Annotated in this window: 25 protein-coding genes and 2 pseudogenes; 15 read left to right on the forward strand and 12 right to left on the reverse strand. The window is 74.6% G+C overall.

Going from position 1 to position 26,328, the window contains the following annotated elements; all coding sequences use genetic code 11:
* Positions 1 to 47: 47 nt before the first annotated feature.
* The 3 genes and pseudogenes from SCA03_RS06460 to SCA03_RS06470 all read left to right on the forward strand — a co-directional run.
* Positions 48 to 785 (forward strand): annotated as a pseudogene (locus SCA03_RS06460) (glutamine--fructose-6-phosphate aminotransferase); the annotation flags it as partial.
* Positions 786 to 808: 23 nt separating this feature from the next.
* Positions 809 to 1,177, forward strand: coding sequence for a holo-ACP synthase (locus tag SCA03_RS06465; RefSeq protein ID WP_030883987.1), 369 nt, complete (start codon positions 809 to 811; stop codon positions 1,175 to 1,177).
* Positions 1,178 to 1,384: 207 nt separating this feature from the next.
* A complete protein-coding gene (locus tag SCA03_RS06470) occupies positions 1,385 to 2,905 on the forward strand; it encodes an NAD(P)H-hydrate dehydratase (protein WP_141275246.1) in 1,521 nt (506 codons plus the stop codon).
* 253 nt (positions 2,906 to 3,158) lie between these two features.
* On the opposite strand, the gene SCA03_RS06475 is transcribed toward SCA03_RS06470, so the two are convergent.
* Positions 3,159 to 3,716, reverse strand: coding sequence for a GNAT family N-acetyltransferase (locus SCA03_RS06475; protein ID WP_086815929.1), 558 nt, complete (start codon positions 3,714 to 3,716; stop codon positions 3,159 to 3,161).
* Between the two features lie 87 nt (positions 3,717 to 3,803).
* On the opposite strand from SCA03_RS06475, the gene SCA03_RS06480 reads away from it, so the two are divergent.
* The 5 genes from SCA03_RS06480 to SCA03_RS06500 all read left to right on the forward strand — a co-directional run bounded on the left by SCA03_RS06480 (position 3,804) and on the right by SCA03_RS06500 (position 8,489).
* Positions 3,804 to 4,373: a DinB family protein gene (locus SCA03_RS06480; RefSeq protein WP_030888858.1), complete on the forward strand. Its 570-nt coding sequence runs from the start codon at positions 3,804 to 3,806 to the stop codon at positions 4,371 to 4,373.
* Positions 4,374 to 4,589: 216 nt separating this feature from the next.
* On the forward strand, positions 4,590 to 5,693 hold the full coding sequence (alr, locus tag SCA03_RS06485; protein WP_030884007.1) for an alanine racemase: 1,104 nt from the start codon (positions 4,590 to 4,592) through the stop codon (positions 5,691 to 5,693).
* 134 nt (positions 5,694 to 5,827) lie between these two features.
* Positions 5,828 to 7,384: an alpha/beta fold hydrolase gene (locus SCA03_RS06490; protein ID WP_086815927.1), complete on the forward strand. Its 1,557-nt coding sequence runs from the start codon at positions 5,828 to 5,830 to the stop codon at positions 7,382 to 7,384.
* The gene (tsaE, locus tag SCA03_RS06495) at positions 7,341 to 7,892 is read left to right on the forward strand and encodes a tRNA (adenosine(37)-N6)-threonylcarbamoyltransferase complex ATPase subunit type 1 TsaE (RefSeq protein ID WP_030884013.1); all 552 of its coding nucleotides are present in this window, start codon (positions 7,341 to 7,343) and stop codon (positions 7,890 to 7,892) included. The genes SCA03_RS06490 and tsaE overlap by 44 nt, the downstream gene beginning before the upstream one ends.
* Positions 7,893 to 8,246: 354 nt before the next feature.
* A complete protein-coding gene (locus tag SCA03_RS06500) occupies positions 8,247 to 8,489 on the forward strand; it encodes a hypothetical protein (protein WP_078874854.1) in 243 nt (80 codons plus the stop codon).
* 81 nt (positions 8,490 to 8,570) lie between these two features.
* On the opposite strand, the gene SCA03_RS06505 is transcribed toward SCA03_RS06500, so the two are convergent.
* Positions 8,571 to 9,152: a L,D-transpeptidase gene (locus SCA03_RS06505; protein WP_030884016.1), complete on the reverse strand. Its 582-nt coding sequence runs from the start codon at positions 9,150 to 9,152 to the stop codon at positions 8,571 to 8,573.
* Positions 9,153 to 9,524: 372 nt separating this feature from the next.
* Between SCA03_RS06505 and SCA03_RS06515 the strand changes: the two genes are divergently transcribed.
* From SCA03_RS06515 to SCA03_RS06535, 5 genes and pseudogenes are all read left to right on the forward strand, one after another.
* Positions 9,525 to 10,877: an LmeA family phospholipid-binding protein gene (locus tag SCA03_RS06515; RefSeq protein ID WP_030884019.1), complete on the forward strand. Its 1,353-nt coding sequence runs from the start codon at positions 9,525 to 9,527 to the stop codon at positions 10,875 to 10,877.
* Positions 10,878 to 10,933: 56 nt separating this feature from the next.
* Positions 10,934 to 11,608 carry a tRNA (adenosine(37)-N6)-threonylcarbamoyltransferase complex dimerization subunit type 1 TsaB gene (tsaB, locus tag SCA03_RS06520; RefSeq protein ID WP_030888872.1) on the forward strand — a complete coding sequence of 225 codons (675 nt, stop codon included), beginning with the start codon at positions 10,934 to 10,936 and terminating at the stop codon, positions 11,606 to 11,608.
* Positions 11,605 to 12,177 (forward strand): annotated as a pseudogene (gene rimI / locus SCA03_RS06525) (ribosomal protein S18-alanine N-acetyltransferase); the annotation flags it as partial. The gene tsaB and the pseudogene rimI, both read left to right, overlap by 4 nt.
* Before the next feature lie 388 nt (positions 12,178 to 12,565).
* A complete protein-coding gene (tsaD, locus tag SCA03_RS06530; protein ID WP_086817566.1) occupies positions 12,566 to 13,705 on the forward strand; it encodes a tRNA (adenosine(37)-N6)-threonylcarbamoyltransferase complex transferase subunit TsaD in 1,140 nt (379 codons plus the stop codon).
* A gap of 44 nt (positions 13,706 to 13,749) precedes the next feature.
* Positions 13,750 to 14,013 carry a hypothetical protein gene (locus SCA03_RS06535; RefSeq protein ID WP_030884032.1) on the forward strand — a complete coding sequence of 88 codons (264 nt, stop codon included), beginning with the start codon at positions 13,750 to 13,752 and terminating at the stop codon, positions 14,011 to 14,013.
* Positions 14,014 to 14,191: 178 nt separating this feature from the next.
* On the opposite strand, the gene SCA03_RS06540 is transcribed toward SCA03_RS06535, so the two are convergent.
* From SCA03_RS06540 to SCA03_RS06570, 7 genes are all read right to left on the reverse strand, one after another.
* Positions 14,192 to 14,899 (reverse strand): contact-dependent growth inhibition system immunity protein, encoded by a 708-nt coding sequence (locus SCA03_RS06540; RefSeq protein WP_086817570.1) that lies wholly within the window; start codon positions 14,897 to 14,899, stop codon positions 14,192 to 14,194.
* Between the two features lie 37 nt (positions 14,900 to 14,936).
* Entirely contained in the window at positions 14,937 to 15,242 is a 306-nt protein-coding gene (locus SCA03_RS06545) for an RNase A-like domain-containing protein (RefSeq protein WP_030874757.1), read from the reverse strand.
* Between the two features lie 43 nt (positions 15,243 to 15,285).
* Complete coding sequence (locus SCA03_RS06550) at positions 15,286 to 16,011, reverse strand: hypothetical protein (protein ID WP_086817572.1); 726 nt, start codon at positions 16,009 to 16,011, stop codon at positions 15,286 to 15,288.
* A 19-nt stretch (positions 16,012 to 16,030) separates the two neighbouring features.
* Positions 16,031 to 18,004: an RNase A-like domain-containing protein gene (locus tag SCA03_RS06555; protein WP_030888891.1), complete on the reverse strand. Its 1,974-nt coding sequence runs from the start codon at positions 18,002 to 18,004 to the stop codon at positions 16,031 to 16,033.
* Positions 18,004 to 18,315, reverse strand: coding sequence for a WXG100 family type VII secretion target (locus tag SCA03_RS06560; protein ID WP_030874752.1), 312 nt, complete (start codon positions 18,313 to 18,315; stop codon positions 18,004 to 18,006). Before SCA03_RS06560 ends, SCA03_RS06555 begins: the two co-directional genes overlap by 1 nt.
* A 97-nt stretch (positions 18,316 to 18,412) precedes the next feature.
* Positions 18,413 to 18,796, reverse strand: coding sequence for a WXG100 family type VII secretion target (locus tag SCA03_RS06565; protein WP_086817574.1), 384 nt, complete (start codon positions 18,794 to 18,796; stop codon positions 18,413 to 18,415).
* A 186-nt stretch (positions 18,797 to 18,982) separates the two neighbouring features.
* On the reverse strand, positions 18,983 to 20,188 hold the full coding sequence (locus SCA03_RS06570; protein WP_086817576.1) for a THUMP-like domain-containing protein: 1,206 nt from the start codon (positions 20,186 to 20,188) through the stop codon (positions 18,983 to 18,985).
* 300 nt (positions 20,189 to 20,488) lie between these two features.
* On the opposite strand from SCA03_RS06570, the gene groES reads away from it, so the two are divergent.
* Both groES and groL read left to right on the forward strand, forming a co-directional pair.
* Complete coding sequence (gene groES / locus SCA03_RS06575) at positions 20,489 to 20,797, forward strand: co-chaperone GroES (protein ID WP_016473371.1); 309 nt, start codon at positions 20,489 to 20,491, stop codon at positions 20,795 to 20,797.
* Between the two features lie 130 nt (positions 20,798 to 20,927).
* On the forward strand, positions 20,928 to 22,556 hold the full coding sequence (gene groL / locus SCA03_RS06580; protein ID WP_030874744.1) for a chaperonin GroEL: 1,629 nt from the start codon (positions 20,928 to 20,930) through the stop codon (positions 22,554 to 22,556).
* Positions 22,557 to 22,673: 117 nt separating this feature from the next.
* On the opposite strand, the gene SCA03_RS06585 is transcribed toward groL, so the two are convergent.
* The 3 genes from SCA03_RS06585 to SCA03_RS06595 form a co-directional block, all read right to left on the reverse strand.
* Positions 22,674 to 24,485, reverse strand: coding sequence for an acyl-CoA dehydrogenase family protein (locus SCA03_RS06585; protein WP_086817578.1), 1,812 nt, complete (start codon positions 24,483 to 24,485; stop codon positions 22,674 to 22,676).
* A 91-nt stretch (positions 24,486 to 24,576) separates the two neighbouring features.
* Positions 24,577 to 25,350 carry an SDR family NAD(P)-dependent oxidoreductase gene (locus tag SCA03_RS06590; RefSeq protein WP_030888900.1) on the reverse strand — a complete coding sequence of 258 codons (774 nt, stop codon included), beginning with the start codon at positions 25,348 to 25,350 and terminating at the stop codon, positions 24,577 to 24,579.
* A gap of 296 nt (positions 25,351 to 25,646) precedes the next feature.
* Positions 25,647 to 26,312, reverse strand: coding sequence for an MOSC domain-containing protein (locus tag SCA03_RS06595; RefSeq protein WP_086816813.1), 666 nt, complete (start codon positions 26,310 to 26,312; stop codon positions 25,647 to 25,649).
* Between the last annotated feature and the right edge of the window lie 16 nt (positions 26,313 to 26,328).

Below are 26,328 nucleotides of genomic sequence, written 5' to 3' on the forward strand. Positions count from 1 at the left end.
CGCTCGTTAGGCTCGACGCACGGGTCAGCGGGCTGGAAGGGGCATCCATGGGCGCAATCGCCGGCTACGTGGGCGGAGGACCCGCTCTCGACGTCGTACTGGAGGGCCTGCGGCGGCTGGACGGCGCCGGTGAGGGCGCCGGGTTCGACTCGGCGGGGGTCGCGGTCGTCGCCGACGGGGGGATCGCCGCGGCCACCAGGGCCGGTGGCCTCGCCGACCTCGACAAGGAGCTGGCCGACCGGCCGCTGCCCGACGCACGCACGGGAATCGGCCATTTGCGGCGGGCCGGCCGGGGGGCGGTCTCCGACCTCAACGCGCACCCCCACCTCGACAACGCGGGCCGGGTGGCCGTCGTCCACAACGGCACGCTGGCCAACTCCGCCGCGCTGCGTGCCGAGTTGAGCGGGCGCGGCCACGAACTCGTCTCGGACACGGACACGGAGGCCGTCGCGCATCTGCTCGCCGAGGCCCTGTCGTCCTGCGGGGAGCTGGCCGAGGCCATGCGTCAGGTCTGCCGGCGGCTGGAGGGCGGCTACGCGCTGGTCGCCGTGCACGCCGACGCGCCGGGGGTCGCCGTCGGTGCCTGCCGGGGCGCGCCGCTCGCGGTGGGCGTCGCGGACGGCGACGGCGACGGCGAGTTCCATCTGGCCTCCGACACCGCGGCCTTCCTCGCCCACACCCGGGACGTGGTCGAGCCCGACCCGGAGCCCGGGCGGATCGTGGAGGTGCGCCGGGGCGGCGGGGTGAGCGTCACCGATCTCGACGGCAGGGCCGTCGACGCGCGGGTGCGGACCGCCGGGGAGGACCGTTGATCATCGGGGTGGGGATCGACGTCGCGGAGATCGACCGGTTCGCCCAATCCCTGGAGCGCACACCGCAGTTGGCGAACCGGCTGTTCGTCGACGCCGAGCTGTGGCTGCCCAGCGGGGAGCGGCGCGGTATCGCCTCGCTCGCCGCCCGGTTCGCCGCGAAGGAGGCGCTGGCCAAGGCGTTGGGCGCGCCGCAGGGGCTGCGCTGGACGGACGCCGAGGTCTGGGCGGCCGATTCGGGGCAGCCGTTCCTGCGGGTGCGGGGCACCGTGGCCGAGCGGGCGGCGGAGCTGGGCGTGCGCGGCTGGCATCTGTCGCTCTCGCACGACGCCGGGGTGGCCTCGGCCGTGGTCATCGCCGAGGGGTGATGCCGCGGGGCGCCGGGTGCGGGGCACTGGTGCCGGGGTGCCGGGGCCGGGCGTGCGGTGGGCGTCGGGTGTGCGGCGTGGGTGTGCGGCGTGGGGTGCGAGGGCGCGCGGTGCGGGCGGGGTGCGGTCGGCCTCGGGTGTGCGGTGGGGGCCGGGTGGGGCTGATGTGGTGGTGCGGGGTCCGGGCCGGGTGCGCACACTGGGGGGATGAGGAGTGGTTTCCGGGTCGAGACGGTGCGCGCCGCCGAGCGCGCGTTGATGGAGCAGCTTCCCGAGGGCGCGCTGATGTCCCGGGCCGCCGCCGGGCTGGCGGCGGCGTGCAGCACGCTGCTGGGCCGTACGTACGGCGCCCGGGTGGTGCTGCTCGTCGGCAGCGGCGACAACGGCGGCGACGCGCTGTACGCCGGTGCGCGGCTGGCCCGGCGGGGCGCGGGCGTCACCGCCGTCCTGCTGTCGCCCGAACGTGCGCACGAGGGCGGGCTGGCGGCGCTGCGGGCCGCGGGCGGCCGGACGCTGGTGGCGCCCGGCGCCGTCGTGGACGCGGAGGAGAACGCGGCCCGGCCGGTGGCGCCGGTGCTCGCCCGTGCCGATCTCGTCGTGGACGGCATCGTCGGCATCGGCGGCCGGGGCGGACTGCGGCCCGCCGCCGTGGAGTTGACCGATCTGGTGCGGGAGGCCGGGGTGCCGGTCGTGGCGGTCGACCTGCCCAGCGGGGTCGACGCCGACACCGGCAGGGTGGACGGGCCGGCGGTCGACGCCGCGGCGACCGTCACATTCGGTGCCTACAAGCCGGGCCTGTTGATCGACCCGGCGCACGAACGGGCGGGCGCCGTCCGCCTCGTCGACATCGGGCTGGGCCCCCATCTGCCGGCGACGCCCGACGTGGAGGCGTTGCAGCACGAGGACGTGGCGCGGCTGCTGCCCCGTCCGGCGCCGGAGAGCGACAAGTACCGGCGCGGTGTCGTCGGCGTCGCGGCCGGTTCGGCGACGTACCCGGGTGCGGCCTCGCTCACCGTCTCCGGTGCGCTGCGGGGCGGCGCCGGGGCCGTGCGGTTCCTCGGGGAGAGCGCGCAGGTGCGCGAGCACGTCATCCAGCGCTTCCCGGAGGTGCTGCTGTCCGAGGGGCCGGTGCGGAAGGCGGGCCGGGTCCAGGCGTGGGCGGTGGGGCCCGGCCTCGGGGACGGCGCCGAGGCCCGCAGGACCGTCGCGGACGTGCTGGGCACGCCCCTGCCGGTGCTCGTCGACGCGGACGGGCTGCGGCTGATGAGCGAGGGGCCCGACGGGCTGGAGGCCGTGCGGGCCCGGCAGGCGGAGACGGTGCTCACCCCGCACGCCGGCGAGGCCGCCGCGCTGCTCGGCTGCGCCCGCGAGGAGGTGGAGGACGCCCGGCTGGAGTCCGCGCGCCGGCTGGTGGAGCTGACGGGGGCGACCGTCCTGCTGAAGGGCTCGACGACGCTGGTGGCCTCACCGCCCGGCGCCGGCGGGGAGACGGTCCCGGTGCGCGTCAACCCGACGGGCACGGGATGGCTGGCCACGGCCGGCAGCGGCGATGTCCTCTCCGGGCTGATCGGCTCCCTGCTGGCGGCCGGCCTCTCCGGACGCGACGCGGCCTCCGTCGGCGCCTATCTGCACGGATACGCCGGGCGGCGCACCCGGGAGCCGGCCACCGCGCTCGGCGTCGCGGGCGCGCTCACCCGGGCGTGGGAGGACGTCTCGCACTCCGGCTGAGCCCGCGGCTGAACTTCTGGCTGAGCCCGCGGCTGAACCTCGGCTGAGCCCGCGGCGGGAACTCGGGCTGAGCCCGCCGCGGGAACTCCGGTCGGCTCCCGGACGCCGAGGAGGGACGGGCGGTCGTCGTTGTCGGACGGGACCGGCGGGACCGGCGGGACGGGGCTCCCGCGCGCTCTCCCGGGACGACGGCCGGGGCCTCCAGGCGCCGCGGAACCGGAACGGCCCGACCGGGTCGCGCCGACTCCGTCCGTCAGGGAAGCCGGAGGCTCTTGGCGAACCAGTGGTCGGCGTAGGGGGAGTCGTTGTACGGCGGGGTCTCGGTGTAGCCGTGCCGTACGTACAGCCGCTTGGCCTCCACCAGGTCCCGCCGGGTGTCGAGCCGCATCAGACCGGCGCCCAGCTCGCGGGCCGCGCCCTCGGCGGCGGCGAGCAGAAGGTCCGCGAGCCCGCAGCCGCGCACGGGCGGAGCCACCCACACCCGGCGCAGCTCCGCCGTCTCCGCGTCGAGCAGCTGCACGCCCACACAGCCGACGACGCCGACGACGCCGCCGACGGCCACGGTGCCGGCGCCGCTGCCGGAACCGTCCCTTCCGGCGTCGGCGTCGGTGCCGCCCCGCGTCCTCGCCAGCAGGAACAGGCCGTGGGGCGGGGCCATTCCGGCGTCGGGTTCCTCGCCGAGGGCCTCGTCGACCTCCTCGGCGGTGGCGGGGCGGCCGTAGTAGCGGTCGGCCAGTTCGGCCACGTAGCCGCGTATGGTCGCGGCGGCCTCGGGGCTGTCGACGGGCGTGGGCGCGATCGTCCAGTGCACGCCTCCAGTGTGCGGGCGGCCTCAAGCGGTTTTCCGGACGCCGCCGGAACCGGGGCGGCTGTCGGTGGCCCCTGTCACACTCCCCGGATGAGTGAACAGCACGCTGTCTCCCCTCCGGCCGCCCCCGCTCCGCGGCAACTCGCACCCCGTTGGCCCGGGGACCCGCGCGAGCCCCTGCCGCTCGTCGGCGACGAGCGCGAGGTCCTCACGCGTTATCTGGACTGGTACCGCGAGACGCTCGCCCTCAAGTGCGCGGGCCTGGCGCCCGAGTCGCTGTCCGAGCGCTCCGTCCCGCCGTCCGGAATGAGCCTGCACGGCCTGCTGCGGCACCTGGCCGGCTGCGAACGCTGGTGGTTCCGCATCCAGTTCGCCGGTGAGGACGTGCCGATGCTGCACTACTCCGACGACGATCCCGACCAGGACTTCGGGCGGCTGGACGGCGATCCGGACGAGGCGCTCGCCGTCTGGCGCGCCGAGTGCGCCCGCTCCCGGGAGATCACGGCCGCGGCCGGGCTGGACAGCACGGGCATCCACCGGGCCACGGGGCGTCCCGTCTCGCTGCGCAAGGTGCTCGTCCACATGCTCGCCGAGTACGCCGGGCACTGCGGTCACGCCGATCTGCTGCGCGAGCGCATCGACGGCACGACCGGCCTGTGAGGGCCCCGCCGGCCGCTCCCGGCGCTGTGCCCGGGGACGGCCGGAACGGTCCGATCCGGACACACCTGCGACACTGAAGCGGTGAACGCGCAGCAGGCCCCGTACTCCTCGTACTCCTCCGCCCCGCAGCCACCGGTGTCCGACGAGGTCGGACCGGACGAGCCGGCCGGGCACGGCACACCGGACGTCCCCGGGGCCGAGCGCGTACGCGCCGAGATCGATCTGGACGCGGTGCGGGCGAACGTCCGCTCCCTGCGCGAACGTGCCGCGGGCGCCCAGGTGATGGCCGTCGTGAAGGCGGACGGTTACGGGCACGGCGCGGTCCCCTGCGCCCGGGCCGCCCGGCAGGCGGGCGCCGGCTGGCTGGGCACGGCGACGCCGCAGGAGGCGTTCGCGCTGCGGGCCGCCGGCGACGAGGGCCGCATCCTGTGCTGGCTGTGGACACCGGGCGGCCCGTGGCGGACGGCGATCGAGCAGGACATCGACGTCTCGGCGAGCGGCCGCTGGGCGCTCGCCGAGATCGTCGCCGCGGCCCGGGCCGCGGGCCGTCCCGCGCGGGTGCATCTGAAGGCCGACACCGGGCTGGGCCGCAACGGCTGCCAGCCCGCCGACTGGCCGGATCTGGTCGCCGCGGCCCGCGCGGCCGAGGCCGAGGGCGCACTCCGGGTCACCGGCATCTGGTCGCACTTCGCCTGCGCCGACGAGCCGGGGCACCCCTCGATCGCCGCGCAGCTCACGGCCTTCCACGAGGCGCTGCGGGTGGCCGAGCGCGCCGGGCTCGACCCCGAGGTGCGGCACCACGCCAACTCGCCCGCGACGCTGACGCTTCCCGAGACGCACTTCGACCTGGTGCGGCCCGGTATCGCCGTCTACGGGCTGTCGCCGGCGCCGGAGATCGGCACGGCGCACGAGCTGGGCCTGCGCCCCGCGATGACGCTCAGCGCCTCGCTGGCCCTGGTCAAGCGGGTGCCCCGGGACCACGGGGTGAGCTACGGGCACACCTACCGCACGCCGGGTGAGACGACGCTCGGCCTGGTGCCGGCCGGTTACGGGGACGGGCTGCCGCGGCACGCGAGCGGCTGCGGCCCGGTGCTGGTGGCCGGCAAGTGGCGCACGGTCGCGGGCCGGATCGCCATGGACCAGTTCGTCGTCGACCTCGGCGGCGACCACGCCGAGGCCGGTGACCGCGCGGTCCTCCTCGGTCCGGGGGACGAGGGCGAGCCGACGGCGGAGGACTGGGCACGCGCCGTGGGCACCATCGGGTACGAGATCGTCACCCGGATCGGCCCCCGCGTGCCCCGGGTGTACCGGAACGTCTGAGGGGCAGACGGCAGACGGCAGACGGCAGACGGCGGACGGTGGGCAGCGGACGGCAGGCGGAGCCCGGTACCCGGCGCCCGGACGGGACGACGGGCCGGCACGAGCGGCGAGGGCGCCGGAGCGGGGGCGGGACGATGAGCGGAGCCGACGCGGTGCACGCGGTCGACGCGGCGAGCGCGGGGAACGCGGGAAACACGGCGGACGCCGCACGCGCGGTGCTCACGGCGGACGCGGCGCGGACGGCGGGCGGCGGGCTGTGGCCGCGCGGCGCCGGTCTGGCCGGGCTGGCGCTGGGCGTCGTGGCGGCGGGCGTCGCCGTGGAGCGGCTGACGGTGCACCGCGCGGTACGCCGCGAGGCACGCGGTGCGCTGGACGTCTCGGGCCCGTACGGCACCCTGCGCGGCACTCCCGGAACCGTCGCGGCCGAGGACGGCACGGAGCTGTACTACGAGATCGACGAGCGGGACGGGCCCACGGGCTTCGCGGGCGCCCCGGACGCGGGCGCCGCGGGCCGCGCGGGCGACGGCACAGGCGGCCCCCGGGTCCCGCGCGCCGAGCTGACCGCGTCCCCCGCCGGTACCGGCGACCGGCTGCCCGGGCTGCTGCGTCTGCTGCACGGCCCGGGCACGGCGGGCGGCACGGAAACGGCGGGCGGCACGGACGTCGGACACGAGAGCGCGGACGGGCCGGGCGAGAGCGAGGGCGAGGGCGAGGGCGGGGCCGGGGGCGTGCTGCCCACCGTCGTCTTCGCGCACGGCTACTGCCTCGACCAGGACAGCTGGCACTTCCAGCGCGCCGCCCTGCGCGGCGTCGTGCGCGCCGTCTACTGGGACCAGCGCAGCCACGGCCGTTCGGGGCGGGCGCCGGAGGGCGAGCCGGTCACCATCGAGCAGCTCGGCCGGGACCTGAAGCGGGTGCTGGACGCCGCGGTGCCCGAGGGGCCGGTGGTGCTGGTGGGCCACTCGATGGGCGGTATGACGGTCATGGCGCTGGCCGAGCAGTACCCGCGGTACGTGGCGGAGCGGGTGGCGGGCGTCGCGCTGGTCGGCACCAGCGCGGGCGGCATGGGCGAGGTGACCTACGGGCTGCCGGCCGCCGGGGTGCGCGCCGTGCGCCGTGCGGTGCCGGGTGTGCTGCGTGCGCTGGCCTCCCGCTCGGAGCTGGTGGAGCGGGGCCGCCGGGCCACGGCGGATCTGTTCGCCGGGCTGGTCAGGCGGTACTCGTTCGGGAACGCGGCGGACGTCGACCCCGGAGTGGCACGGTTCGCCGAGCGGATGATCGAGTCGGTGCCCGTCGATGTGGTCGCGGAGTTCTATCCGGCGTTCGGGGCGCACGAGAAGACCGCGGCGCTCGCCGCCTTCGACGGGATCCCGGCGCTCGTGCTGGCCGGCGACCGGGATCTGATCACGCCGTGGGAGCACGGAAGGCGCATCGCGCGGGCGCTGCCGTCGGCTCGGTTCGCCACTCTGGAGGGCGCCGGGCACCTGCTGATGCTGGAGCGGCCCCGGGAGGTCGGCGAGCACCTCGCCCGGCTGCTGGCGCGTACCATCCGGACGCATGGAAGCACCGCACCACCCGCGTCCGGCCGCGCCCGGGGAGCAGCCGCTCCCGGAGGCCCGGCAGGCACCGACACCGCAGGAGCAGCCCGTGAACCCGGCGCAGGAGAGGACGGCCGTCACCGTCACCGCTGAGACCGCCGAGCAGATGCGCGCCCTGGGCACCCGGCTCGCCGGGCTGCTGCGCGCCGGTGACCTCGTCCTGCTCACGGGTGAACTCGGCGCCGGGAAGACGACGTTGACGCGCGGGCTGGGCGAGGGGCTCGGGGTGCGCGGCGCGGTCACCTCGCCGACGTTCGTCATCGCGCGGGTGCATCCGTCCCTGGCCGGCGGGCCGCCGCTGGTGCACGTGGACGCCTACCGGCTGAGCGGCGGGCTGGACGAGATGGAGGACCTCGATCTGGACGTGTCGCTGCCCGAGTCGGTGGTCGTCGTCGAATGGGGCGAGGGACGCGTCGAGGAGCTGGCCGAGGACCGGCTGCACGTCGTCATCGAGCGCGCCCTGGGCGGCGACGGACCCGGCGCGGTGGACGACGCCGCGGCGGGCGGGACGGACGACGGCGCGGAGGACGTGCGCACCGTGACGGTCACCGGCGTCGGCGCCCGCTGGGCGGACGCCGACCTCTCCGCACTGCGCGCCTAGCGCCGCTCCCGGCTCCCTCCCACCGGCGCCGGGCCGCAGTAGGCCACGCACCCCTTCCCGGGTGCGTGGCCTTCGTCGTTCCGGGCCGGTCCACGTGATCGGCGCCGTGCGCGGCCCGGCCCGGTGCGCGATTCCGGTGCGACGGCCCGTGCCGCTGTGCTGCGCCGTTGTGCCGCGCTGTCGTGCCGTGCCGTCGTACCGACAGGGTGTCGGCAAATTGTTGCGCGGGCGGTGGGGGCCGTGGTCCCATGGGAGGTACGACGACGGTTAGGTAAGCCTAAGTCGGATGGCCGGCGGGCCGCTGGGTCCGCCCGGCTTCCGCGATCACGGCGCCTGGAGCCCCCGGGAGGGAGCATGACGGCACACGAGCGCGCTCAGCGGCCGGGGACGGCCCCCGCGCGTGCGGCGTCCGGCGCGGCCCGTGCGGAGCGGATCGCTCCGGTGCCGCCGATGAGCACGCTGCTCGCCTCCTGCGCCGCGGCAGCCGCGGTCTCCCAGCCCCCGGACGAGCGGGAAGCGGACGAGCGGGAGCACACCCCCGCCGAGCCCGTGGAGCTGAACCTTCCCGCCGAACAGCCGGACCGCGGGGCCGCCTAGGCTGCTCGGCCTCCGGGCCGCCCCGGGGCGGCAGGCCAGGTCAGGGCGTGGGGCAGCGGAACGGCGAGCGGCAGCGGCGGGTCAGCGGACGACGACGACCGGGGTGCCCACCGGCGCGTGCTTCCACAGAGCCGCGCCGTCCTCGCGCTTCTCCCGGACGCCGCCCGTGCGGTGCGAGGCGTCCGGGTCGGGCATCGATCCGTCGAGCGCGGCGCTGAACCCGATGGTCACGCCGTCCACGGTGGTGAACCGGACGACGTGTTCGATCGGCACACCGTCCGAGCCGGTCACATGCGCGGAGCGCGAGGTGACCTTGTAGGAGCCCGGCTTCGGGCTGACCGTGCTGGGCACGACGGCGAACGTCCGCTCCGCCCGGCCGTCCTCGCCGACGAGCCACACCCGGCGCTCGGCGAGCGCGTAGACGATCCGCTCACCCGTGCCGGAGTTCTTCGGCAGTGCCGTGCTCTTCTCCTTCTTGTGTCCCTTGTCACCCGAGGAGGAGCCGGGGGAGGACGAGGGAGAGGCCGAGTGCGAGGCGGACGGCTTCTCGGCACGGTCCTGCGCGGCGGACGCCTGGTAGGCGAAGAAGCCGATCACCGCGAGCGCCGCCACCGTCAGACCGGTGACGACCACCCCCGCGCTGCCGCCGCTCTTGCGTGCCACCGTCTGCCGCCACCTCTCGTGCCTGTGGCCGCCCGTGCGGCCGTGCGTGCGGCCGCCGGGGCGGCCACGGAACCGGTGGGGCGGCGTGCGCCGGTGCCACCGCGCGCCCTCGAACCGACGGTAGCAGCAGACGCGTTCGGGCCGGAGCGCGCGAGCCGGGCAGCGGGCCGGAGGAACCCCGGTGCACGGCGGCCGGGACCTGCCGGTGGGGCCCTTCCGCGAGGGCGCCGACGGGGTTTCGGCGGGGGCCCGGGAGGACGCCGCCGGGGCGCCGGGGGAGCCCCGGGAGGTCTCCGTGAGGTCTCCGAGCGGTATCCGTGAGGTCTCCGACGGGACTTGGAGTAACGCCCGGGCCTGTGTTCGCATATGGCGATGACCCCCCACGGTTCATCGACTCCCCCCACAACCCCCATACCGAGGTCATCGAACCCCTACGAGGAACTGGCCTCACTCGCGCCGCCGGACGCGCCGGAGCCCACGGGCCCGCCCAAGCCGAATCCGTACGAGGCGCTCGCGGAGGAGCCCGCACCGGGAGACAACCCGCACGATCATCCCTACGAGGAGGGCCCGCTCGGCTTCAGCCTCCGCTCGGACTACGACGAGCCCGAGTACGAGGACCGCATGCCCTATCTGCGGGCCGTGCGCAGGCGGCGCCGCTCGCGGCTCACGATGACGGTCAAGCTCGGCATCGCCTGCCTGGCGCTGCTCGCCTTCGTGGCGCTGGGGGACCGCTGGGCCGCGCTGTACGCGGAAGGCCAGGCGGCGGACAAGGTGCAGGAGGCGCTGAAGCTGCACGCGCGGCCCGAGGTGCACATCGAGGGCTTCCCCTTCCTCACCCAGGTCGCCGGCGACCGGCTCGACCACGTCGAGGTGAAGATCCCGGACGTGCCGGCGGGCCGGGTCTCCGTCGCGCAGGTCAGCGGCACCGTCAACGATGTGCGGATCGTCGGGGACGCGCCCTCCTCCATCAAGGGCGCCGTCCTCGGCCGGATGAAGGGCAGGGTGCTGCTGGCCTTCGACGACCTCGACCGCGAACTGGGCACCTCCCAGGTGAAGTTCACCGCGGGCGGCCGGAACACCGTGCTGGCCGACGGGCGGCTGCCCGTCGCCGGTACCGAGGTCAAGGTGCGGGCCCGCGCCGCCGTGCAGCGCACCGGCGACCACGCGGTGGGCACCACCGTCGACAACATGCGCCTCGACGTCCCCGGGCTGTTCCGCTTCGTCCCCGGTACGGGCGACGGCGCGGGGCTGCGGCTGTCCCGGCCGCTCGCCCAGCGCATCCAGCACGACGCGGCCAAGGCCAAGGCGCTGTTCGGGGTGCGGGCCGTCGCGCAGCGGTTCGGGCTGACGCCCGAGCGCGCCGAGCGGGTGCGGCAGAGCGAGGACGAGCTGCACCGGGTCACCGGCGCCCCCCGGTTCGTCGACAAGCTGATGCGCGTCAACATGCTGGACGCCCTTGTCGACCACCCGTGGCTGCTGAAGAAGATCGGGCTCGATCCCGCGCTGATCGAGGGGCTGAAGAAGATCGAGGAGCCGAAGCTGGCCGACCGGCTGGCGCTCAACCTCCAGCTGCCGAAGATGCCCGGTGACGTACGGCTGCGCGGCATCAAGGTGGAGAAGGACGGCATCCGCGCGGACGTCACCGGCAGCGAGGTGCCCTTCGGTGACGCCGCGAAGAAGCAGACGGCCGCCCACGGCCCGGCCCGCGGACAGGCCGGCGGCTGAGGGGCCGCCGGGCCGACGGCCCCAGGGCACGGCCGCGGGCGCCGTAGGCTGGTCGGGTGTTGATGCTCGCCCTGGATACCGCCACACCCGCCGTCACCGTCGCCCTGCACGACGCGGACGGCGACCGAACGCTCGCCGCCGGCCACCAGGTCGACGCCCGCCGGCACGGTGAGCTGCTGCTCCCCTCCGTCGACCGCGTCCTGAGCGAGGCCGGGCGCAAGCTCACGGATGTCACGGACCTGGTGGTCGGCGTCGGCCCGGGCCCCTACACGGGGCTGCGGGTCGGCCTGGCGACGGCCGAGGCGTTCGCCGCCGCGCTCGGCCTGCCCGTGCACGGCGTGTGCACGCTGGACGGCATCGCGTACGCCGCCGGGCTCGACGAGCCGTTCCTCGTCGCCACGGACGCACGGCGCAGGGAGGTCTACTGGGCCCGCTACGCCGACGCGCGCACCCGCGTCGGCGAGCCCGCCGTCGACCGCCCCGCCGAGCTGGCCGAGGCACACCCCGAGGTGACCGGGCTGCCCGCCGCCGGCGCCGGCGCGCTGCTGTACCGGGACGTCTTCCACGGCGCCCGCGAGGATCTGCCCGCCGACCAGTCGGCCGCCGCGCTCGCCCGGCTCGCCGCCGAACGCCTCGCCCGCGGCGAGGAGCTGCTGCCGCCCCGCCCGCTGTACCTGCGCCGCCCGGACGCGAAGGTCCCGGCCAACTACAAGGTGGTCACCCCCCGGTGAGCCCGCAGGCAGCGGCCCCGCCGGACGGCACCGGGATCCTGCTGCGCGAGATGCGCTGGTGGGACATCGACCCGGTGCTCGCCCTGGAGGACGAACTCTTCCCCGAGGACGCCTGGTCGGCCGGCATGTTCTGGTCCGAGCTGGCACACGCCCGGGGGCCCTTCGCCACCCGGCGCTACCTCGTGGCCGAGGCCTCCGACGGGCGGCTCGCCGGCTACGGCGGGCTCGCCGCGGTCGCCGGCACCGGCGACATCCAGACCATCGGCGTCCTGCCCGCTCACCGCGGCACCGGCCTCGGCGCCCGCCTGCTGCGCGCGCTGCTGCGGGCCGCGACCGACTTCGAGTGCGGGGAGGTGCTGCTGGAGGTGCGGGTCGACAACGCGCCCGCCCAGCGGCTCTACGAGCGCTTCGGCTTCGTCCCGATCGGCATCCGGCGCGGCTACTACCAGCCGGCGAACGTCGACGCACTCGTGATGCGGCTCGCGGACCCGGCCGACGCCGAACCCTCCGCGCCCCCGGAGCCCGCCGCGCCCGCCGATCCGCCCGAGCCCGCCGGGCCTGCTGAACCGCCCGGGTCCGCCGCGTACGCCGAGCCTCCGGAGCCCGCCGAGCCCGCCGACCCGCCCGCGCCCGCGGGGTCCGCCGCGCACGCCGAGTCCCCGGAGCCGCCGGAGCCCGCGGGGCCCTCGGGGTCCGCCGCGCCCCCGACGGCCCCCGGCACGCCTCCCGTTCCCGGCGCATCCCCGGCCCCCGGCACGCCCCCCGTTTCCGGCCCCGGTTCCGAGGAACCCCACGGTTCCGGTGGCGCACCTCCGCCCGGCGGCCCGCACGCCCCCGCACCGCACGACCCCGGCGGCCCGGCCGGCCCCACGCGGCGCCGCACCGGCCCGTCCGCTCCCCGCACCTTCCGGGACACCCGGCAGACCACCCAGCACACCCCTCAAGGAACACGAAGCGATGGCTGACGAACCGCTCGTCCTCGGTATCGAGACCTCCTGCGACGAGACCGGCGTGGGAATCGTCCGCGGACACACCCTCCTCGCCGACGCCGTGGCCTCCAGCGTCGACGACCACGCCCGCTACGGCGGCGTCGTCCCCGAGATCGCCAGCCGGGCGCATCTGGAGGCCATGGTCCCCACCATCCGCCGCGCCCTGGACGAGGCCGGCGTCGCCGCCTCCGACCTCGACGGCATCGCCGTGACCGCCGGGCCCGGCCTCGCCGGTGCGCTCCTCGTCGGCGTCTCGGCGGCCAAGGCGTACGCCTACGCGCTCGGCAAGCCGCTCTACGGCGTCAACCACCTGGCCTCGCACATCTGCGTCGACCAGCTCGAACACGGCGCGCTGCCCGAGCCCACCATGGCTTTGCTGGTCTCCGGCGGCCACTCCTCCCTGCTGCTCGCGCCCGACATCACTTCCGATGTGCGGCCCCTCGGCTCGACGATCGACGACGCGGCCGGCGAGGCGTTCGACAAGGTCGCGCGCGTGCTGAACCTCGGCTTCCCCGGCGGCCCGGTCATCGACCGCTACGCACGCGAGGGCGACCGGGACGCCATCGCCTTCCCCCGCGGCCTGACCGGCCCCCGCGACGCCGCGTACGACTTCTCCTTCTCCGGCCTCAAGACCGCCGTCGCCCGCTGGATCGAGGCCCGGCGCAACGCCGGCGAGGACGTGCCCGTCGCGGACGTCGCCGCCTCGTTCCAGGAGGCCGTGACCGATGTGCTCACCCGCAAGGCGATCCGCGCCTGCAAGGAGGAGGGCGTCGACCACCTGATGATCGGCGGCGGTGTCGCCGCCAACTCCCGGCTGCGGTCCCTCGCCGAGGAGCGCTGCGCCGATGCCGGTATCACCCTGCGTGTGCCGCGCCCCAAGCTGTGCACGGACAACGGCGCCATGGTCGCCGCGCTCGGCGCCGAGATGGTCGCCCGCAACCGTGCCGCCTCCGACTGGGAGCTGCCCGCCGACTCCTCCCTGCCGGTCACCGACCCGCACGTGCCGGGCACCCGCCCGCACGGCCACGCACACGGTCACCCCCACGCGCACGGTCACTCGCACGACCATGTGCACGAGCTGAGCCGTAAGAACCTGTACGCCGGGTGATCCCCGCGTACACCCCCGCCCCCGAGCAGCACTGGAGCGTACCGATGTCCGTCGTCGCACTGATGTGGGAGGCCAAGGCCGCCCCCGAGCAGGGGCACGCGCTGTTGCAGTGGGCCCGCGCCCAGGCGCTGGAGCCCGCGCCGGTCCGCCGGGAGCACTTCACCGCCGAGGGCGGCCGCGTCCTCGTCATCACCTGGTGGGAAGGCGACTACCCGACGCCCGGCCACGCCGACGTGCCCGAACTCCCCGATCCGCCCGGCGACCTGACGGCCCGCCCGGTGCACCGCTGGCGCTTCGCACGCGCATGAGCGCCACCCCGCCGGAGGGGTGCACGGCCGCACCCCGGCGGCCGGAGGACGCCGAAGCCGTACTCGAAGCCCTCGGCCGGTCCGCCGACAGCGCCCGCGCCGTCCTCCGCCCCGGCCGGCGCCCGGCGGCGGGCCGGGCCCGGCGCCCGCCGGTCCTGCGCGACGCCCGCGGCGCGGCTCAGCCCTCCGGCTGAGGCCCGGGCTCCTCCTGGCCGCGGCCGTACCGCGCCGGCGGCACCGCCGTGCGTTCCGCGACGAGGACGAGCCAGGCCGCCGGGGTGTACGGGGCCGGCGGGTCGACCTCCATGCCCAGTTCGGCGACGGCCCTCGCGTAGTCCGGCTCCGCCAGGTCCAGCGCGAGCAGCTCCTGGAGCTCCCCGCACACGCGGGCCACCAGGCCCGGGTCGGTGGTGGCCAGATAGTCGGCGAGGGCCGCGTCGTGGTCGTCGAACTCGTCCGGCATGTCCTGGGAGAACCAGCCGCCCAGCAGCTGTCCCAGCTCCGGGAAGCGCGCGTGCCACTCCCACCGGGTCTGCGGCGGTGCCGGCGGCGGCACGTCGCCGCTCTCCACACTCGCGCGGATGTGCTGCGCCAGCAGCCGCAGCCACTCCTGGACGCCGCTCTCCGGAACGCCCACATCCGGTACGGCGTAGAACTCGCCCAGCTCGTGCCGCAGCCGCCCCGGCGGGTTCTGCGCGTACTCCCGCAGCTGCTGCTCCGCCGCGCCCAGCGCCCACGGGCGGGTGTGCCAGGTGTGCCGCAGATACGCGGTGAGCGCCGCTCCGCGCCGCTCGGCCGTGTCGTCCGCCGGCTGCCCGAGATAGGCGCCGACGACCTGGTCCAGCTCGCCGTACTTGCGGTCGTGGACGAGGGGTGCCATGGACATCCGGGGCTCCTGCGGGGAGAGGGGGCGGCGAGCGGGGCTACAGATGGACGGGGAACGAGGCGTGCACCGAGAAGCCGTTGGGCTGCGCCGGATCCCGCTTGAGGATCACGCGGGCCGCGCGGACGTCGACGGCGCCGCGCCCGGCGAGCATCATCGCCTGCAACAGCACCCGGCCCACCGGCTCCTCCCGCGACGGCCACGCCGCCTCGATCGTCAGCCGCTGCCGCGTGCCCTGCGCCAGCCACCGGTGGATGCGCTGCTCGTTCTGCGTCACGACCTGCTGGGTGCACCACTGGGCGGTCGCGGAATCCGGATAGCTCGCGGCTCTCGTACGGGACGTCACGTCCGCACCTTAACGGGGGAGCGGCCCGGCCCCACCGGCGCGTTCACCGGCGCTCCCAGGACAGCGGGTGGTGCTCCCGCATGTGCTCGATGCACAGCCCGGCGAGCATCGGGAGGAACTCGGTGAAGTCGGCATCGCCCGAACCCCCGTGATTCTCCTGGCAGAAGAACCGGTCCAGCTCGTCCTCGGTGTGGAACAGGGCGAGAGCTTCGTTGCATTCGGCGGCGAGGGCCGGGAGTTCCCCCTCGCAGTCGTTCGGATGCGACTGCCCGATCCACATCCGGATACCGTCCTCGGCGGTCGCGTCCGCCATGTCGTTCTCGACGGCGAGGCCCCCCTGGCCGAAGTAACTGCCCAGCCTCCGGGTCAGCATCGGGAAGAACAGCCGCAGCTCGCCGGTGGTTCTCGGGGCGGAACGGAGGCGTTCCGCTGTGGGGCGTTCCGTCCAGGTGGCGGCGTAATCCGCGATCTCGCGCAGGACCGCCGATGTGTCCCGGGCGGGGTCGGTCACCGGGAAGGCGAACCGTTCACCGAGTTCCTCCGGGGAGTGTCCGTCGGCGAACCCGGCCGCCTGGCGCAGCTGTGCGGCCACCTCGTACAGGGTGCGACCGCCCCGCTGCTGGCGGAACCAGATGCCCCGGGCCAGCGGGGCCAGCGCAGGCTCCCACACGTCGCGGGCGCGAGGGAGTGTGCGCGGACGCCGGTAGGGCGCCAGCAGCGTTCTGGCGCCCTCGAAGGCGAAGAATTCGGCGTGATCTGCGCGGGCCATTGCGGTTCGGATCCTCCAGTCACTTCACCGGCATCGAGGACAGCACGGTGAACGGCGGGTCGAGGTCGGGATCGTAGACGAGTTCGGTGCGCACCCCGTGGACGGTCTCGGCCTTGTCCGCCGGGAAATCCGACTTCTGGAGGTGTTCCTTGTCGATGTTCCGGCCCGTGGCCCCGTACGGCGTGGAATCCGAGGTGAACGGCTCGGCCTTTCCCGGCTCCGGGCCGGATCTGAGCCATTCCTCGATCGCCTCGCCGTTGTTGTCGATGTTGTACTGGGTGGCCTTCTGCGCCGTGTCCATGTCGGGGAACGTCGAGGCATTGCCGATCTTCGGTTGCCCGTACTTCCACTTCGTCGGCTCCTGCCCGTTCTTCGGCGGCGGGCGGTCCTCCGGGTACTCGGTGGGGGTCTTCTTCAATTCGTCCCGCAACCGCATGGCCAACTGCTCGTCCGTGAGCCCCACATGCTTGTTCACCGTGTGGGAGTTGTTGATTCCCTCGGTGCCGGCCAGGTCGATGACGTATCGGCCGTCCTCGGTGTCGCCCTTCTTCGTCCACCGGTGGCGGTTTTTGAATTCGTCCAGGGAACGGGCGCCGTACGCCTGGGCGCGGGCGGCCTCGGCCTTGTAGGTGGGGGCCTTGTGGTACGCCTCCTCCAGTTCCGGCAGGAGTTTCCGCAGGGCGTCGGCGCCGGTGTGGAACGCCTTCTGGTAGGCGTCGACGGCGCGGTCGACGCTCTCCTTGTCCATGTGGGAGCGGAACGTCATGACGATCTCGCCGAACGCCAACGTGGCGGTGAGCCGGGTGAGTTCGCCCCAGTCGAGGTCGGTGGTCAGATCCCGCCAGGTGGCCTTTCCGGCCTCGGCGCCCAGCCGTGAGGTGGTCTCCCGCGTCTCGTCGGCGACCCGCGCGACGGCGTCGAACTCCTTCTTCACGGCCTTGGCGGTCTTGTCGAGGATCTCGATGACGGGCCGCCGGTCCTCCGGCTTGATCTTCTCGTTCGTGCGCCACTCGCGGTCGTCCGGCTGCTGTTTGTTCCGCAGGACCTGCCGCCCGCCGCGGGTGCGCGGTGCGCCCCAGGCGGTGGTGCCCCAGATCTGCTGGCAGAACCGGTTCATCGCGGCCTGCCACTCGTCGTTGCTCTCGTCGGTGAGGTAGCCGATGTGGCCGGTGAGCCGGCCCGCGGCGGTCTCCGCCGCCTGGCCCGCGGCGTGCCAGGCGTTGCCTATCGTGCGCAGGTCGCCGGTGTCGGCGCCGGGTGTGATGTCGTGGGTCTTGCCGAGGCGGAGTCCTTCCTTGATGGCCGGTTCTATGACCTCGGAGAGCCAGTCGGGGAAGTTGCCCATGGCGGCGATCAGCGGAATGTCCGTGCCGTCACCCGTTCCGGTCCACTTGATGTCGGCCAGCGAGCCGTAGTCGGCCTTTCCGACGCCGATCGGGGCCTCGCGGCGCGGCGGCGGCCCGTACTGGCCGTGCGAGAACCACTCGGCGGAGCGGTAGTTGTTCGCCGTCTCGTTCAGCCCGAACGAGGCGCCGCCGACGGACTGGATCGCACGCGACCACACGCCGAGGAACTTGGCGGCGACCTTCGCGTACACCTCGGCGAAGTCGTCGGGCCCCGAGCCCTTGCCCGCGGCCTGCCGGCAGTCGGCGTCGTCGACGAGCCGGTTCAACGCCTTGTGCAGCGCGAACTGTTCGTCCCGCACCAGGGCCGAGACGTAGTAGACGTGGCTCGGCTTGATGTGGAAGCCCGTGCCCGCGTTGGGCGGTGCGGGGCGCAGCTTCCTGCGTTCCCAGGCGCGCCGTTCGTCGCTGGGCCGCCCGTCGTGCCCCTTGCGGTCGGGCTCGGGCTCGTAGTCGGGGTCGGGGGAGTGGCCGGGCGACGGCTCGGGTGTGGGCTCGGGGCCGTCGTCCTTCCCGCCGCCCCCGCCCCGTTCCGCGTCCCCGGCCGACGGCGTCTCGGACGGGGTCGGCTCCGGGGTGGGCGTCGCCATCAGGCGCCGCCCCAGCCGTTCAGCACCGCGCGGTGCGCCGAGGCGTAGTTGACATGGCCGTTGGTGACGACCTCGTGCAGCCAGCTCTGGGCGCCTTCGAGGTCCTGCACGGACCGGTCCCAGCGGTCGAGGACGTCCACGCACATCTCGCGTGCCTCGCCTTCCCAGCTGCGGACGACCTTGCCCGAGCGGGTCCAGAGCGTGTCGAGTTTCTCGGTGAGGTCGGCGAGGATCTCCTCCATCTCGCCGGACAGCCGCTTCAGCGTCGCGAAGTCGACCGCGAGGTCGTCGTCGTTGTGGTCGCCGGACACCTGTGCTCCCCTCCCACCGCTCGCGCGGGGCCTGCCTGGTGTGCCTCCCGGGCGGAGGGCCACTGACCGTCGGGACGTGTGCGCGCCGCCGCCCGGTTCACAGCTCGGACAGCTTGCTCTTCGGCAGCCCCGGCTCGGGGGCGGCGTCCGCCATGCCCAGCAGCCTGTCCTGGCCCGCCGCGGTGTCCTGGAGCTTGCGCATGGCCTGGAGGACGTCCAGTTCCTGTGCGGTGAAGCCGTCCCTGCTCGCCTTGACGGCCTCCTCGATGAGGACCAGGGACTCGCGCACGGTGCGGGCGTCCTCGTTGACGCTGCGCTGAAGGTCCTTGTAGGCGCTCGCCGTCGGGCCGCGCCAGCGCTGTCCGACGATGTCGAGCAGGCCGTCCATTCTGTCGATCTTCGCCTTCAGATAGCGCTCCATCTCGTCCAGGTCCGAGATGAGCTGGGCGAGATCGACGCCGTGAACCTTGAGCCGCTCCATCTGTTCACCCCCGTGAGCCGGTCCTTCCCCACAGCACGGCGAAGCGGCTGTCCGCGGTTCCCTCCTCTGCTGCGGGAGCCGGACGTCTCCCGGCGGGCGAGCGGCGGGAGCCCACCGGGCGCTCGACGGGGCTCGACACGCTCACCGGGTGCTCGACGGGTCTTCGGCGGGTGTCCGGCCCCCGTCTCAGACGGTTCCGGAGCCGCCGAGCCCCGCCGGCTGCCCCAGCAGCACGCTCGGCGCCCCGTCGACCCGCGTCAGGAAGACCACGCACGACTCCCGGTCGGTCCGGGGCGTGAGCTTCAACTTCCGGCGCAGCTCCTCGGGTTCGACGGCCGAGCCGCGCTTCTTGACGGTGACGATCCCGATCCCGCGCTCCCGGAGCACCGCCCGCAGCTTCTTGACGTTGAACGGCAGCACGTCGGTGAGCTCGTACGCGGTGGCGAACTCGGTGGCGACGGGCGCATCGGCCGTCACATACGCGATGGTGGGGTCGATGAGCCGCCCTCCGATCGCCTCGGCCACCCGTCCGACGAGGTGTGCGCGGACGACGGCACCGTCCGGCTCGTACAGATACCGCCCCACGGGCCCGGCCGCCGCCGCCGACCGGTCGTGCGAGTGCAGACAGGCCCCGCCGGGCAGCAGGGTCGCCCGGACGCCGCCGGCCCCGTCCGGGAGGCCGGACCACAGCACGGCCTCCTTCACGTCGCCGCCGTCCGAGACCCACTCGGCCTCGGTGTCCTCGGGCACCGCCTCGTGCGGGATGCCGGGCGCGACCTTGAGCGCGGCGAGCGGCGCGGCGCGGGCCGCCCGGAGGGCCCAGCTGAGCGGCGGCGAGTAGGACTCCGGGTCGAAGATCCGCCCCCGGCCGCCGCGCCGCGCGGGGTCGAGGAAGAGCGCGTCGCAGCCGTCGGTGCGTACCTCGGTGACGTCCGCGCACCGCACCTCGACGCGGTCGGCCAGCCCGAGGGCCTCGGCGTTCGCCCGTGCGACGGCGCAGGTGAGCGGGGAGCGGTCGACGGCGAGGACGTCCATGCCGGCGCGGGCGAAGGCGAGCGCGTCCGCGCCGTTGCCGCAGCACAGATCGGCGACGCGGCGCGCGCCGGCGGCGCGCAGGCGGGCGGCCCGGTGTGCGGCGACGGGCGCGCGCGTGGCCTGCTCGACCCCGTCGGGGGTGAAGTACATGCGCTCGGCGTCCGCGCCGAACTTGGCCCGGGCGCGCTGCCGCAGCCGGGCCTGGGCGAGCGCGGCGGAGACCAGCGCCGGGTCGTGCGCCCTGCGCAGCCGGGTCGCGAGCGCGAGTTCGTCGGCGGGGTCGTGTGTGCGCAGCGAGGCGAGCAGCTCCTGGCCCTCGGCGGTCAGGAGTGCGGAGAAGGTGTCGAGCTCGTCCACCGCCCCATTGTCGCGGTCGCCGGCACCGCCTTGCCGGGCGCCCCGGGCGGCGGGCCGGAGCGGGACCCTCCGGGCAGGTGCGGGCCCGTCCGGAGCCGTGGGGAGCGGGCGCCTCGCCGGACGGCTAGCACTCCGCTTGACCGAGTGCTAACCCCGGCATAATCTCGACCCTGGCACTCTCCCAGCGGGAGTGCCAGCAGTTAGCGACGGGCAGATCCGGCACCCGCGACGGCGGATCCACCTGGTCGCCACCCCAGACATAAGACCCCATTTGAGATCTCCGAAGGGGGAGGTCGGATCGTGACGACCGCCAGCTCCAAGGTTGCCATCAAGCCGCTCGAGGACCGCATCGTGGTCCAGCCGCTCGACGCTGAGGAGACCACGGCCTCCGGCCTGGTCATTCCGGACACCGCCAAGGAGAAGCCCCAGGAGGGCACCGTCCTGGCCGTCGGCCCGGGCCGCTTCGAGGACGGCAACCGCCTGCCGCTCGACGTCAAGGTCGGCGACATCGTGCTGTACAGCAAGTACGGCGGCACCGAGGTGAAGTACAGCGGCGAGGAGTACCTCGTCCTCTCGGCGCGCGACGTTCTCGCGATCGTCGAGAAGTAATCAGGTCCAGTCGCAGCCCAGCCGCAGCAGACTGCACAGTGAACCGCGCCCTGGTGCCCGCTTCCCCATCGAGGTAGCCGGGGCCAGGGCGCGGCGCGTGCGAGAAGTGTGAGAGGACACGACAGCTCCCATGGCGAAGATCCTGAAGTTCGACGAGGACGCCCGCCGCGCCCTCGAACGGGGTGTCAACAACCTCGCCGACACCGTCAAGGTGACCATCGGCCCCAAGGGCCGCAACGTCGTCATCGACAAGAAGTTCGGCGCCCCGACCATCACCAACGACGGTGTGACGATCGCCCGTGAGGTCGAGGTCGAGGACGCCTACGAGAACCTCGGCGCCCAGCTGGTGAAGGAGGTGGCGACCAAGACCAACGACATCGCGGGTGACGGCACCACCACTGCCACCGTGCTGGCCCAGGCGATGGTCCGCGAGGGCCTGCGCAACGTCGCCGCCGGCGCCTCCCCGGCCGCCCTGAAGAAGGGCATCGACGCCGCCGTCAAGGCCGTCTCCGACGAGCTGATCTCCACCGCCCGTCCGATCGACTCCAAGGAGGACATCGCCTCCGTCGCCGGGCTGTCCGCGCAGGACAAGCAGGTCGGTGAGCTGATCGCCGAGGCGATGGACAAGGTCGGCAAGGACGGCGTCATCACCGTCGAGGAGTCCCAGACCTTCGGCCTGGAGCTGGACTTCACCGAGGGCATGGCCTTCGACAAGGGCTACCTGTCGCCCTACTTCACCACCGACCAGGAGCGTATGGAGGCCGTCCTCGACGACCCGTACATCCTGATCCACCAGGGCAAGATCAGCTCCATCCAGGACCTGCTGCCGCTGCTGGAGAAGATCATGCAGGCCGGCTCCAGCAAGCCGCTGCTGATCATCGCCGAGGACGTGGAGGGCGAGGCCCTCTCGACGCTGGTCGTCAACAAGATCCGCGGCACCTTCAACGCCGTCGCCGTGAAGGCCCCCGGCTTCGGTGACCGCCGCAAGGCGATGCTCGGCGACATGGCGACGCTGACCGGCGCCACCGTCATCGCCGAGGAGGTCGGCCTCAAGCTCGACCAGGCCGGGCTCGACGTGCTGGGCACCGCCCGCCGCGTGACCGTCACCAAGGACGACACCACCATCGTCGACGGTGCCGGCAAGGCCGAGGACGTCCAGGGCCGCGTCGCCCAGATCAAGGCCGAGATCGAGACCACCGACTCCGACTGGGACCGCGAGAAGCTCCAGGAGCGCCTCGCGAAGCTGGCCGGCGGCGTGTGCGTGATCCGCGTCGGCGCCGCCACCGAGGTGGAGCTGAAGGAGAAGAAGCACCGCCTGGAGGACGCGATCTCCGCGACCCGTGCGGCCGTCGAGGAGGGCATCGTCTCCGGCGGTGGCTCCGCGCTGGTGCACGCCGTCAAGGTGCTGGAGGGCAACCTCGACAAGACGGACGACGAGGCCACCGGTGTCGCCACCGTGCGCCGTGCCGCCGTCGAGCCGCTGCGCTGGATCGCCGAGAACGCCGGTCTGGAGGGCTACGTCATCACCTCCAAGGTGGCCGAGCTGGAGGCCCCTCAGGGCTTCAACGCCGCCACCGGTGAGTACGGCGACCTGATCAAGGCCGGCGTCATCGACCCGGTCAAGGTCACCCGTTCCGCGCTGGAGAACGCCGCCTCCATCGCCTCGCTGCTGCTGACGACCGAGACGCTGGTCGTCGAGAAGCCGGCCGAGGAGGATGAGGGCGCCGCCGCGGGCCACGGCCACGGCCACGCCCACTGAGCCCGGCTCGGCCCACCGCTTTCGGGCGCACCCCTGCCGCGGGGGTGCGCCCGACGCGTGTGTCCGGCCCCGTGCCCGCGACCGGCGGGCGGCGGGCCGGGGAGCAGGGGGACGCCCTCAGTGGTCCGTCGTGAGCATCGGCAGGGCGTCCAGATGCTCGTCCGGTACGGCGAACGCCTCGACCAGCGCGTCCTGGTACTGCCCGAGCCGCCCCACCAGCACCCGCTCCCGCTCCGGCATGGCCAGTACCTGCTCGGCCGTCAACCAGCCCTCGGCCAGCAGCAGTCCGGCCCGCGGCCGCACCATCCGCACCAGGAACAGCCGCAGCAGATCCTCCAGCACGGCCCGCGCGGCGTCCGGGATGCCGTCCCGCGCGAGCGCCGTGGTGAACGCGTCGGCCGCGAGCCCCTCGGCGTGCGCCGAGACCAGCTCCAGCGCCGCGTCGCAGGCGTTGTTCCACCGGCCGAGCGCGTCCGCGGCCCCCGGCCTGCGCAGATCCTGCCGGGCCCGCTCGCGCCAGAAGCCCTCGGCGGCGGCGAGCAGCGAGCGCCAGAAGCGCGGATCGTCGGCGTCGGGCCGCCCGCCGGGCAGGGCGGGACCCGTGTCGGGCCCGTCGAACAGCATCTCGGCCGCCGCCTTGCTCCACACCGCGAGGTTGTCGCCCTCGGCGGTGACGGCGCCGTCGGCGTTGGCCGGGTACTCGGCGAGCCCGTTGACGGGGAAGAGCCCGCGGGCGCCGCAGCGTTCGCGGCACTCGATGGTGATGCCGCGCGCCCGCCAGGTGATCCAGCCCTTGGCGACGGCCACGTGGCGTTCGGCCGCCCGCTCGTCCCCGGGCGTCCGGCGTGCCCACCGGTCGGTCACCGACCGGTGCAGGAAGGTCATGGCGTAGGCGTCGGCGAGGTGACCGACCAGCCGGGCGTAGTGGCCGCGGTGGGCGGCGAGGGGCACACGGCTGCCCTTGGCCGGGCCGGAGACGTGCCGGGTGAGCGAGTAGCGGACGGCGACGGCCAGCGCGGCTCGCGAACCGCCGAGGGTGGCGGCACTCATGCACAACTTGCCGGTGGTGACCCGGCCGATGGAGTGCAGGACGCGTCGGCGGGGGCTGCCCAGCGCTGAGGCGAGGGACCCGTCGGGCAGCAGCCGGCCGTGCGGGCCCTGGACGAGTGCGGAGCGCTCCAGCGCGACGTGGTCGAAACCGGTGACGCAGTGGTCGACGGGGCTGCCGGCGCGCTGCGGCAGGGGTTCGACGGTGACGCCGGGCAGCGGGCGGCCCCGCTCGTCGGTCAGATCGGCCAGGAACAGGAAGACGCCTTCGTCACGGCCGTCGACGAGCAGCCGCGCGGCCACCAGCGCGCTCTTCGCCCCGCCGGCGGGGCCGGTGTTGGGCATGTACTTCTGGGCCGGGCGGCCGGGGGTGTGCAGGGTGAAGCCGCCGGTGGCGGGGTCGAGGCGTGCGGTGGTCTCCAGCGCCGAGGCGTCGTTGCCGTGGCCCCGCTCGGTGCACAGGAACGTGCCGATGCGTTCCATGGTGAGGAAGCGGTCGAGGTCGCGGGCGGGGGAGACCCGGTCGTCGAGCAGGCTGCCGAGGAAGAGGTTGTAGTGGATACCGGCCACGGTGGAGGTCGCCCCGTCCACGATCGCCGTCCACTCGTGCAGCGCCGCGAGCGCGCGGGGATCGTCGGCCAGGGCGCGCGGTGCGGCGGCCGAGCGGTTGAGCAGGCGCAGCCGGTCGTAGGCGAGTTGCCACCGCTCCCGGGTACGGGCCCCTTCGGGGTGGCGGAAGAGCGGATCGCGTACCGCCTCCCGCCACCGGGTGTGGACGTCGTCCGGGCTGTCTTCGAACAGCACCCCGGTGAGGTGTGCGGCGACGGGCGTGCGGTGCGGGCCCTTCGCGTCGGTGTCGCATCGCTCATCTGTTTCCAGCATGCGCTGTACAACGAAACGGTGCGGCCCGGGGCAAGGACGATTTTTAGCCCGGCCGCGGAACGGAACCGGCCCATCGGCGGCCGTCCGGCGGCTACTTGGGGCCGTACTTGCGGCCCGTCCCGGTCGAGGCACGGGCCAGCACCGCCCGCGGCACCAGGCGTGAGGCGCCGAGCAGCGCCTTGTACCGCGGGTCGGGCACGCACAGCGTCCTGCCCCGGGCGAGATCCCGCAGCGCCGTGTCCACGACCCGGCCGGCCTCCAGCCACATCCACCGGGGGACGTCCCCGGCGTCCATCCCGGCCCGCGAGTGGAACTCCGTCTGCACGAAGCCGGGGCACAGGGCCATCAGCCGCACCCCGGACCCGGCCAGATCCTGGGCGACGCCCTGGGTGAACTGGGTGACCCATGCCTTGGAGGCGCCGTAGGTGCCCCGGGGGAAGAAGGCGGCGACGGAGGCGACGTTGATGACGCCGCCGCGCCCGCGCTCGCGCATGGTCCCGGCCGCGGCGGTCGTCAGCCGCAGCACCGCCTCGCAGTGCACCTTGAGCATGGTCAGTTCGTCGTCGACCGGGACCTCCAGAAAGCGCCCCTTGTTGCCGAAACCGGCGTTGTTGACGAGCAGCTCGACGGGCTCCCCGGTGTCCCGCAGCCGCTTCTCGACGGCGGCGATGCCGTCCTCCGTCGACAGGTCGGCGGTGAGGATGGCGACTTCGACGCCGTACCGGTCGTGCAGCGTCGTCGCCTCGTCCCGCAGCCGTTCGGTGTCGCGCGCCACGAGGACGAGATGGTGGCCGCTGCCGGCCAGCCGGCGTGCGAAGGCCGCGCCGATGCCGGCGGTGGCTCCGGTGATCAGTGCTGTCGTCATGCCGGAACGCTATCGGCTCCGCGTACGACCCCGTCGCGCGGCGGAACCCGCGGCGCCGGACACCGGAAGCCCAACGCGGCCGCACCGCGCGGGCGTTGCGCACCGCCCGCGACACCTCCCGGCCACCCCCGGCTCTCCCCGCCCGCAGCCGCACGGCGGGCGGACGGGCCCCGGCGGAGCGGACGGGCCGGAGCGGACGGGCCGGAGCGGGGCGGAGCCGGGCGGACGGGGTGCGCGGAGGAGTCGGGGCGGAGCGGGCGCGCGCCCGGGTCATCCGCGCCGGGCGCGCGCCGGGCTCATGCGGTACGCCGCAGCGCCCGGTCCCGCGTCAGCGGATGCAGCGCGTCACCCGCGGCGAGGACGCGGGGCAGCAGGGCCGGCTCCCGGGTGAGCGCGCGGAACGCGAAGGAGACCGTCACCTCGTGCTCGGGCCGGTGCGCGATCTGCACGGCGTCGCCCGCGCGCACCTCGCCCGGCTCGATCACCCGCAGATAGGCCCCGGGCATGGCGTGCGCCATGAACCGCTTGACCCAGCCCTGCTCGCGCAGCCACCCGGCGAACGTCCGGCACGGGATCCGTCCGGCGGACACCTCCAGCAGCGGTCCTGTCCCCGGCTCACCGATCCGCCACCGCTCGCCGATCAGTGCGCCGTCGACGTCGACGCCGCTGGTGGTGAGGTTCTCCCCGAAGACGCCGCTGGCCAGCGTGCGCCCCAGCTCGCCCTCCCAGTGGTCGAGCTGCTCGCGGGCGAAGGCGTAGACCGCCTGATGCTCGCCCCCGTGGTTGCGCAGATCGCACACCGCGTCGCCGAGCAGCCCGCTGCCGCCCACCCCGGGGGCCCCGGGCGGAAAGACGGAGACGGGCCCCTCGACGGGCCGCTTGTCGATGCCTGTCCGTCCGCCGGGCGCGTCGGTGTGCTCCGAGGGGACGGGCCTTCCGATGTTCACAGTCAACAGCCGCATCCTCCGAGGCTAGAGC

Source organism: Streptomyces cacaoi, assembly GCF_006539165.1.
In the GTDB taxonomy this organism is placed as follows: domain Bacteria; phylum Actinomycetota; class Actinomycetes; order Streptomycetales; family Streptomycetaceae; genus Streptomyces; species Streptomyces cacaoi.